Here is a 9,554-nt window from a genome sequence, read left to right as displayed (position 1 = left end):
ATGACTTTCGCAAGAGATCTATTTTACATTTTATATACTTACGATAGTGCTAGGATTAAAATCATATAATCTTAATCATTAAAAATGAAAAATCTTCAAATAGTTATAGCACAAGCTTACATTCCTATGAACTGGAACATATTGAGCAATCAATAAGCCATGAAATTAATAACACTATATTAGAGATAGTGGTTAATGATGAATCTTTTGAAAAAATTGATTGTTACTTGTATTCAAAAAAAGATCCGAAAAAAATTCTTAAAAGCTCTATACATTATGTAATAGCGCTATTAGAAAGAGCAAAGTATAGAGTAGAAAAAGCTCAGTAAAATAACGTGAGTCCTTTGCATATCTGCTTATACGTGATTAAGAAAATTGAGGGATTTATTGAATATTTACAGACTAAATTTTAGTTATTAGCGCTTTCATTTAAAGCCTGTTATATGAAATCTTAAGTTTCCAAAGAGGATTTGAATTGAGTGAAATTTGCTATCTATTAAAACAAGAATATGCAAAAGACAAGCTGACATAGACTTAATGAAATAGATTAAAAAACCGGCAAATATGCCGGTTTTTTATTTATGCTTTCCTTTTAAGGAAAATGTGCTTACCACATTAAATCATCAGGAATCACATAAGCTGCATATGGATCTTCTTCATCAGTGGTTTCCTCATTTTTCTCTGAATTATTCACGATGATAAAGCCTTCCATTTTTGAATTGATGCGATCCGCCAGAGCTTTAGGCAGGAAGGCATAACTCTCATTTTCACGTGCAATCACCAGACTGCCAGCGACCAGCGCATTATAAATCTGCTGGTTGATATAAACTTTCTTGATCTTGCTGTCATCAATAAACTGATAACTGATCTCACCATCCGTATCGCGGATTTTATGCTGGTTAATCATCTGCATGATCGCCGCTTTAAGTTCTTTTTCCTGCAACTGGGCTTTTTTCGCCTGTTCAATGGCTTGGTCTTTAGCCAGCTTTTCCTGTTTGTCCTGTTCAATCTTGGCCTTGATTTCGGCTTCTTTACTGTCGCCTGTGCGCTTTTCATGTACAGCCTGTTTAGACAGTTTTTTGGCTTTTTTATTATCGACCAGGCCTGCTTTTAACAATTGCGCCTGTAATGCATTTTTAACCATGAGAATTTCCAGAAATTAGTCGTGTTGATGTCGATAACGTAAATAGATCACCCAATAGGTCAGGCTAAGCAGCAGGCTTAACACTGTAGGGACCAGGAATGCATTTAATTTTAAATAAGGATAAATCCAGCTGGCAAGTATGCCACCCATTAAAAAGCCGACCAAGATCAGCATATGCAGGATCACTTTACGGGATTCTACTACCAGACCACGCAGGCGATAGCCCATAGCCAGACCTAAATCGGTCAGTACACCAGACAGATGTGTGGTCCGGATAATTGCACCTTTATAATGGCTGACCATGGCATTTTGCACGCCCATCGCGACACAGGCCCATAACAAGGCATAACGCGGGAAATAGGGCAATAATAGCCAGCAAATGAATATAAAAAAAGCCACCAGGCTTAAAGGATAACCATACAGGCGTCCCAAGCGAAAGTGACTATTTCCTAAAATCAGCCCGCTATACATCGAGCCAATTACATAACAGAGAGTAACCAGAATCAGATATAAAATCTGACGCGGTTGCCAGTCCAGCAGCGCCATTGCCAGCATACTGACATTACCGGTCATATGTGAAACAGACTGATGCAACACGGTCACCAGTCCTAATACATTAATCATTCCGGCATTTACCGCAAGGAAGAATGCACCCAATTGAACCCACGATGGTAAACGCTGTAATGGCATGGCAATATCATTAGCAAAACATCTTGATTCTTCAATATAAAATCAATCTGTAGCGCGGTCTACTGCTGTAGTAAATAAAACATCGGTAGATGAGTTGAGTGCAGTCTCGGTAGAGTCCTGCAATACACTGATCACCATACCAATTGCTACCACTTGCATTGCGATATCTGAAGAAATCCCGAACAGGCCACAAGCTACCGGAATCAGCAATAGTGAACCACCAGCCACACCTGAAGCGCCACATGCAGACACAGTCGCTACGATAGAAAGAATCAGCATAGTGGTGAAGTCAACATTAACACCTAAAGTATTCACTGCAGCTAAAGACAACACTGTAATCGTCACTGATGCACCAGCCATGTTAATTGTTGCACCTAAAGGAATCGCTACGCTTGAAGTAGTCTCTTTCACACCTAAGCGTTTTGCCAAGTCCAGGTTTACCGGAATATTGGCAGCAGAACTGCGGGTAAAGAACGCGGTAATGCCACTTTCACGTAAGCAGGTAAACACCAGTGGATATGGATTGCGACGGGTAATGAAACCGACCATTAACGGGTTAATCACCAAGGCCACAAATACCATTGTACCCAGCAGAACAGCTAATAAATGCGCATAGCTAGTCAAAGTATCAAGACCGGCTTCGGCAAAAGTCACGGCAACCAGACCAAAAATACCCACTGGTGCAAAGCTGATTACCAGACGAATTACATAATTGATGGCATTGGCAGCGTCATTTAAACAGGTTTTAGTTGTGTGCGATGCATGACGGAAGGCAATCCCTAACGCAATTGACCATGCCAGAATTCCAATAAAATTCGCTTCAGCAATGGCAACCACCGGGTTCGCTACAAAGCTCAGCACCAGATTTTTGAGAATTTCACCTAGGCTGCCTGGCGGCTGTAAATCACCTTGCGCTGCAATATCCAGGAACAATGTGCTTGGAAATAAAATACTGGCGATCACAGCGCTTAATGCTGCCAGGAACATGCCGACAGCATACATCAGCATAATAGGTCTTATCGTTGAATTGGTCTGGCCAACCTGGAAATTTGCGATTGATGCAAGAACCAGAATGAAAACCAGAACTGGCGCGACGGATTTTAGTGCCTTAATAAACAGATCGCCCAATAGGCTTAAGAAAGGTGCAGCTTCAGGAAATAACAGAGCCACACCAACACCTAGAATAATGGCGATGATGATTCGGGAGACTAAACTCAGACGCGAAAGGGCAGAAAACATAAGGTTGCCTTGTGAAAATTACGAGGGCTAAATGCGAAAAAAATTTGCGTTATTTTATACTTAAATTAAGGATCGCTTAAAATATATTTTTAGATAATATTTAAATATCTGAAAATTAATAAATAATTAAGATGATTTTTTATCTTGATCGTATTATTTCCATACAAAATTCTTAGAAATAGCCAGATTCAATGATCGGTTTTTAAACTTTATTTTTTAGATGAATATAGAATTTAAATCAATCATTTCCAGTTATGTTTCAGTTCAATTCTTTGCATGACAGCATGTCTATCATGCAAGGAATTAAAAAATCTTAAATCATATAATGTTGAGGCTTCTCGAAGATTTCCGGAGCCAGATCCTGAATTGCCTGAAAATGGGTTAGATAAATCCGTCCACTCAAATGTGTCAATAGTTTGGAGGCTTGCAAGCGGTCGAATACCGGGCCTTTCACTTCTGCGAAATGCAGGCGAATATTCAGTTTTGACAATTCAGCATTGAGCTCTTCCAGCGTTTCCAAAGCACTCAAGTCAATGGCACTAATACTGGAGCAGTTCAAAATCACATGCTCTAACTTGTCATTTAAACTTAACTGATTAATCAGATAACCTTTTAAGGTATGCGCATTTAAAAAACTCAGGTTTTCATCAATACGCAGTGACAGAACCCGATCAGAGGTCATCACCTGATGGCGCTGGATATTCCGGAAATGCTGGGTGCCTTCCACCAGACCCACGACTGCAATATGAGGGCGGCTGATGCGCCATAGCATAAGAATAAAGGTCGAAATAATCCCGACGATTAGACCGGTAGTAATATCCAGTAATACCACACCAAAAAAAGTAATCCACATGGCAATGCCATCAGCTTTGGAATAACGCCAGGCATCGACGAAAGGCTGGAAATTGGTCAGTTTCCAGATAGACACAATAATGGTTGCAGCCAGAATGGTCAGCGGCAGATCCTCAAAGAAGCTGGTAAAAAACAGACTAACCACGACAATCAATAAAGAAGACAATACGCCAGCCAAAGGTGTTTTGGCGCCAGCGTCAGCATTAACCACAGTACGTGACAGACTACCGGTTACAGGAAAGGCGGAACTGATTCCGGCACTGATATTGGCTACACCGAGCGCAATCAGTTCTTGGTTGCTATTTAAATTGCTACGCTGCTGTAGCGCTGTTGCCTGAGCAATAGAGAGAGATTCCACAAAACTGATCATGGCAATCATGCTGGCACCCGGTAATAAGGTCATCACCAGCTCCCAGTTCCAGTGTGGGAAAGACAAGGGCGGAAAGCCAGAAGGAATTTCACCGACCGTTTTAATGCCTTGAACTTTTAAGTCTAAAAACAGAACGGCTGCAATACCGAGAAAAACCAGAATCAGTGGAACTGCTCGAACCAGAAAATCAGTCGAACCGATCCGGCTTTGTACTGCTTGAGATTTTAATAGTTTCGGCAGATAAACCAGTAAACCGATAGAAAGCAGGCCAAAGATCAGACTCGGGAGATGCAAAAGTGGTAAATATTCAATCAGGCTTTTCACCAGCTCGGGAATATTATTGGCTTTTAAAGGTAAATCCACCAGAAACTTGAACTGACCAAAAGCAATCAATAGAGCCGAAGCAATAATAAAACTCTGAATGACCGGATGGCTGATCAGCTGAATTAAAAAGCCGAAACGGAATACACCTAAAAAGTAGGAAATAATGCCGACCATCAATGCCAATAAAGTTGCCGCTTCAATATAGACCGGAGAACCCACTTCAAATAATGGATTCAGTGTGGCAAAGGTCATCATGGAAATGATGGCTACTGGTCCAATCGATAAGGTCGTACTGCCGCCCAATAAGGCATAAATGATCATTGGTAGAATACTGGCATAGAGTCCCATAATCGGCGGCAAACCTGCCAGCATGGCATAGGCCATCCCTTGGGGTACCAGCATCGCGACGACAATCAGGGCAGCCAGTACATCTGATTTTAATTTCACTGGGCTGTACTGACTTAACCATGACCAGGCAGGGAGTCTATTGAGCAGTCTAGACTTAAAACTTGGCATATACAGGTCTAAATCACAAATATAGATATATTATGCATAAATTCTGCTAAGAAGTCTTAGGATATAAATAGGTGATCATTCACATTTTAAAAAATGAATGAGAGGACAAAGGATCAAGACAAAAGACTTAAAACTCTCAGTAGAGAAAATTTAAATCAGGCAGATCGCTTTAAAATAAAACAGGACGAATGAGGTAAATTGCAGCTTTAAGCGACTGCTTGATTTACACAGTAGATTTGATAAAGCTTTTTTAACATTTCTACCAGGTTCTGGTCTTTGATCGAATAATAGATCTGTTTACCGTCTCGACGGGTATTTACCGCATCGCTTTTACGCAAAATCATGAGCTGCTGAGACAGGGTTGGCTGTCTGATGTCGGTAATCTCTTCAATTTGAGAGACATTCAGTTCATTTTGGGAGAGATGACATAAAATGAGCAGTCGGTCCGTATTGGCCATTAACTTTAAAATACCGACAACCTGTTGAGCTGAATCCCGCATCGCGGCAATTTCAAGATCGGTTTTCATTTACTATGTCCATTTATACAATTACAGCCCGCGAATTATACGACTCGAACAGCGTGAATTGATGGATAGAAAGCGTGAATTACTATGGTTTTTAATGAATTGTGTTATCAAGAATAGTTATAATTTACTAATTAAAATATAAGATAATTTTATCGTGTTCCGGTTTTTTAGAAAGAAGATGTTTCATTTCAAACTGCTATCGTGATTCCATCTTGTTTCAGGCATCTACAAAGCCGGAAAATGCTTGTATCATGTAAATACATCTTGGCGAATAACATCAAGGATATTCTAATGACTACAGATTCAGCTTTTCCAACACCTGCCAATTTAGGTATAGCGGTTTATAGCAATAATGCAGAGGCAATTGGTAATACCCCTCTGGTTCGTATCAATCGTGCCATTTCAGGCGGAGCGACTGTACTTGCGAAAATTGAAAGCCGTAACCCGGCATTTTCGGTGAAATGCCGTATTGGCGCAGCCTTGATTGCTGATGCAGAAAAGTCAGGTAAATTGAAGCCGGGCATGCACATTGTTGAGCCAACCAGTGGTAATACCGGTATTGCGCTGGCATTTGTAGCAGCGGCTAAAGGCTATGATATTACCTTAACCATGCCATCCAGCATGAGTATTGAACGCCGTAAAGTGGTGAAAGCATTAGGTGCTAATTTAGTACTGACAGATCCAGCCAAAGGCATGAAAGGCGCGGTGGAAGAAGCACAACGTCTGGTGAATGAAAATCCTGAACTGTATTACCTGCCACAACAGTTTGAAAATCCAGCTAACCCAAAAATCCATGAAGAGACGACCGGTCCTGAAATCTGGGAAGCGACTGCAGGTAATGTCGATATTCTGGTAGCGGGTATAGGTACAGGCGGTACGATTACCGGTATTTCACGCTTTTTTGAAAAAGTGAAAAACAAACCGATTTATTCAGTTGCTGTAGAGCCTGCTGAATCTGCCATTATTGGTCAGGCAAAACGTGGTGAGACACTCACTCCAGGACCACATAAAATTCAGGGTATTGGCGCGAACTTTATTCCAAAGAACCTGGATCTGGATCTGGTAGATGAAGTGATTGCCATTACTAGTAGCGATGCAGTGGAATGGGCACGTAAAACTGCGACTCAAGAAGGCATCTTGGTGGGTATTTCAAGTGGTGCTGCAATGGCTGCAGCTGCGCAACTGGCTGCACGTCCTGAAAATGCAGGCAAAAATATCGTGGTGATTCTGCCAGATGGTGGTGAGCGCTATTTATCTTCAATTCTTTTTGAAGATATTTCTGCTGAGTAAATATTTAACAAATTAGTTTCACTAAATCTCGAAAAAGCCTGAAGTCATCTTTGGGCTTTTTTATTGGACTTTATGCCTTCATATAATGAAAGATCAAGAATTTAAACCAGAAGCTTGACCTTTCCATTATGGTAATGTTTAAGCTATAGCATAAGCAGTGAATGGGTGAATGGAGAGCGCAGAATGAATACACCAGCAACCACACAGTTGTACGAACAGCAGGTACAGATTTCAGGAATGACCTGTGCCTCTTGTGTCGCACGTATGGAAAAAGCCTTAAAGAAAATTGAAGGTGTGGTGGAAGCGAACGTTAATCTCTCCACTGAACAGGCTTTTTTAAAAAGTGAACAACCTATTCCTGCAACGCAACTCGTCAATGCTATCAATAAAACCGGTTTTGAAGCCGTGATCCAGCAGTTTGATTTAAATATTGAAGGTATGACCTGTGCGTCTTGTGTAGCTCGTGTTGAAAAAGCCTTGAAAAAAGTCGATCAGGTACTGGATGCGCAGGTTAATCTGGCAACCGAAAAAGCTCATGTCACTGCAATTCGTCCTCTCGCTGTTTCCCAACTGGTTAAGGCGGTACAAAAGGCCGGTTTTGATATTCAAACCGACCGAATTGAACTGGCTATTGAAGGAATGACCTGTGCCTCCTGTGTGGCACGTGTAGAAAAGGCTTTATTAAAAGTCGATCAGGTAAGTGAAGCACACGTCAATCTCGCTACTGAAACAGCTTCGGTCAAGGCGCCGCGTAGTCAGCTTCCAGCTTTAATTGCTGCCGTCAAAAAAGCGGGGTATAACGCCCATGAAAAATTAGATACACAGGCTACCGATGCCCAGACGGCATTTCAGGAAAAGAAAACCGCTGAAACTGAACAGCTAAAACGTGACTTATGGTTAGCACTAATTCTGGCTGTTCCGGTGTTTATTCTGGAAATGGGTTCACATCTGATTCCGGCTTTTCATCACTGGATTGCACATACGCTAGGTACCCAAAACAGCTGGTATATCCAGTTTGTACTGACGACTCTGGTTTTGCTGATTCCAGGACGGCGGTTTTATCAGCATGGGATTCCGGCATTGTTGCGACTGGCACCCGATATGAATTCTCTGGTTGCCGTGGGAACAATAGCCGCTTATGGATTTTCCTGTATTTCCACTTTCTTTCCGCAATTATTGCCGCAAAGCACTGTACATGTGTATTTCGAAGCGGCGGCTGTGATTGTTGCCTTGATCTTACTGGGACGTTATCTGGAAGCTCGAGCCAAAGGTAAAACCTCTGAAGCGATTCAATATCTGGTTGGCTTGCAGCCAAAAACTGCTCGAGTACAGCAAAATAGAACCTGGGTTGATCTGAAAATTGCTGATGTACAGCAGGGCATGCTGATCGAGATTCGTCCGGGTGAGAAAGTCGCAGTTGATGGTGAAGTCGTTTCTGGTCAAAGTTATATCGATGAAGCCATGATCAGCGGTGAACCTTTAGCTGTGGCTAAACAGGCTGGAGATCGGGTAATTGGCGGAACGGTGAATCAGAATGGCACTTTGCAGATCAAGGCGACTGCGGTCGGTCAAGATTCCGTCCTGGCTCAGATCATTCATATGGTGGAACAGGCACAAGGCGCAAAGCTTCCGATTCAGGCAGCTGTCGATAAAGTGACCTTATGGTTTGTGCCGGCTGTGATGCTTCTCGCGACTTTGACCTTTATCGTCTGGTTCCTGTTGGGTCCTGAACCAAATCTGACTTATGCACTGGTCAATGCTGTTGCTGTACTGATTATTGCCTGTCCTTGTGCAATGGGCTTGGCTACGCCAACATCTATCATGGTCGGCACCGGCCGGGCGGCAGAGCTGGGTGTATTGTTCCGTAAAGGCGAAGCATTGCAACTCATGCAGCAAACCAGAGTTGTGGCGGTAGATAAAACCGGAACCTTAACTGAAGGAAAACCAGCCCTGACCGATTTTGCAGTGACGTCTGGTTTTGAGCAGCAAACAGTATTGCAAATGGTCGCAGCAGTGGAAGCCAAGTCTGAACATCCCATTGCCCATGCGATTGTGGAAGCTGCGAAAGCACAACAGCTGCAACTACCTGAAGTCAGTGATTTTGATTCAATCACCGGTGCAGGCGTGAAAGCCCAAGTTTTAGGTCAGCAAATTCATATTGGCGCAGAGCGCCTGATGCAGCAATTGGGTTTAAGTGTCGATATTTTTAAAGAGAAAGCACAACAGTTAGGCGAGCAGGGACGCACGCCTTTATATGTCGCTATAGATCAAAAATTGGCTGCCATTATTGCTGTGGCTGATCCGATTAAAGCCACAACCTATAGTGCGATTCAGGCCTTACATGATCAAGGCTTAAAGATTGCCATGATCACCGGTGATAACCAGCATACTGCACAGGCCATTGCCAGACAGTTGAAGATTGATCATGTCATTGCTGAAGTTCTGCCTAATGAAAAAGTCGATGCGGTACGCCAACTCCAACAGCAACATGGCATCGTCACTTTTGTCGGTGACGGGATTAATGATGCACCTGCTTTGGCTCAGGCCGATGTTGGAATGGCAATAGGAACTGGTACGGATGTCGCAATCGAAGCAGCAGACG

At 42.5% G+C, this 9,554-nt stretch carries 7 protein-coding genes and 2 pseudogenes; 4 read left to right on the top strand and 5 right to left on the bottom strand.

What is annotated here, in order from left to right; all coding sequences use genetic code 11:
• Positions 1-84 precede the first annotated feature (84 nt).
• A pseudogene (locus B4J23_RS14355) lies at positions 85-413 on the top strand (hypothetical protein).
• Positions 414-607: 194 nt separating this feature from the next.
• On the opposite strand, the gene B4J23_RS09145 reads toward B4J23_RS14355, so the two are convergent.
• From B4J23_RS09145 to B4J23_RS09125, 5 genes are all read right to left on the bottom strand, one after another.
• Complete coding sequence (locus B4J23_RS09145) at positions 608-1,144, bottom strand: DUF2058 domain-containing protein (protein ID WP_104426088.1); 537 nt, start codon at positions 1,142-1,144, stop codon at positions 608-610.
• A gap of 15 nt (positions 1,145-1,159) precedes the next feature.
• On the bottom strand, positions 1,160-1,834 hold the full coding sequence (locus tag B4J23_RS09140; protein WP_291360138.1) for a YoaK family protein: 675 nt from the start codon (positions 1,832-1,834) through the stop codon (positions 1,160-1,162).
• Positions 1,835-1,876: 42 nt separating this feature from the next.
• A complete protein-coding gene (sstT, locus tag B4J23_RS09135; protein WP_104426090.1) occupies positions 1,877-3,073 on the bottom strand; it encodes a serine/threonine transporter SstT in 1,197 nt (398 codons plus the stop codon).
• A 313-nt stretch (positions 3,074-3,386) separates the two neighbouring features.
• Entirely contained in the window at positions 3,387-5,135 is a 1,749-nt protein-coding gene (locus tag B4J23_RS09130) for a SulP family inorganic anion transporter (protein WP_291360135.1), read from the bottom strand.
• 206 nt (positions 5,136-5,341) lie between these two features.
• Positions 5,342-5,662: an ArsR/SmtB family transcription factor gene (locus tag B4J23_RS09125; RefSeq protein ID WP_104426093.1), complete on the bottom strand. Its 321-nt coding sequence runs from the start codon at positions 5,660-5,662 to the stop codon at positions 5,342-5,344.
• 291 nt (positions 5,663-5,953) lie between these two features.
• Here B4J23_RS09125 and cysK point away from each other — a divergent pair, with 291 nt between their 5' ends.
• From cysK to B4J23_RS09115, 3 genes and pseudogenes are all read left to right on the top strand, one after another.
• Positions 5,954-6,952: a cysteine synthase A gene (cysK, locus tag B4J23_RS09120; protein WP_291360131.1), complete on the top strand. Its 999-nt coding sequence runs from the start codon at positions 5,954-5,956 to the stop codon at positions 6,950-6,952.
• Positions 6,953-7,135: 183 nt separating this feature from the next.
• Positions 7,136-7,297: pseudogene (locus tag B4J23_RS14405) on the top strand (cation transporter); the annotation flags it as partial.
• 93 nt (positions 7,298-7,390) lie between these two features.
• Positions 7,391-9,554, top strand: a 2,164-nt coding sequence (locus B4J23_RS09115) for a heavy metal translocating P-type ATPase (protein ID WP_414631570.1), incomplete at its 3' end; no start/stop codon positions are given.

Origin of the sequence: Acinetobacter sp. UBA3025 (assembly GCF_002367915.1) — a bacterium.
Lineage (GTDB): Bacteria > Pseudomonadota > Gammaproteobacteria > Pseudomonadales > Moraxellaceae > Acinetobacter.
This window is presented reverse-complemented; position numbering and strand designations above follow the sequence as displayed.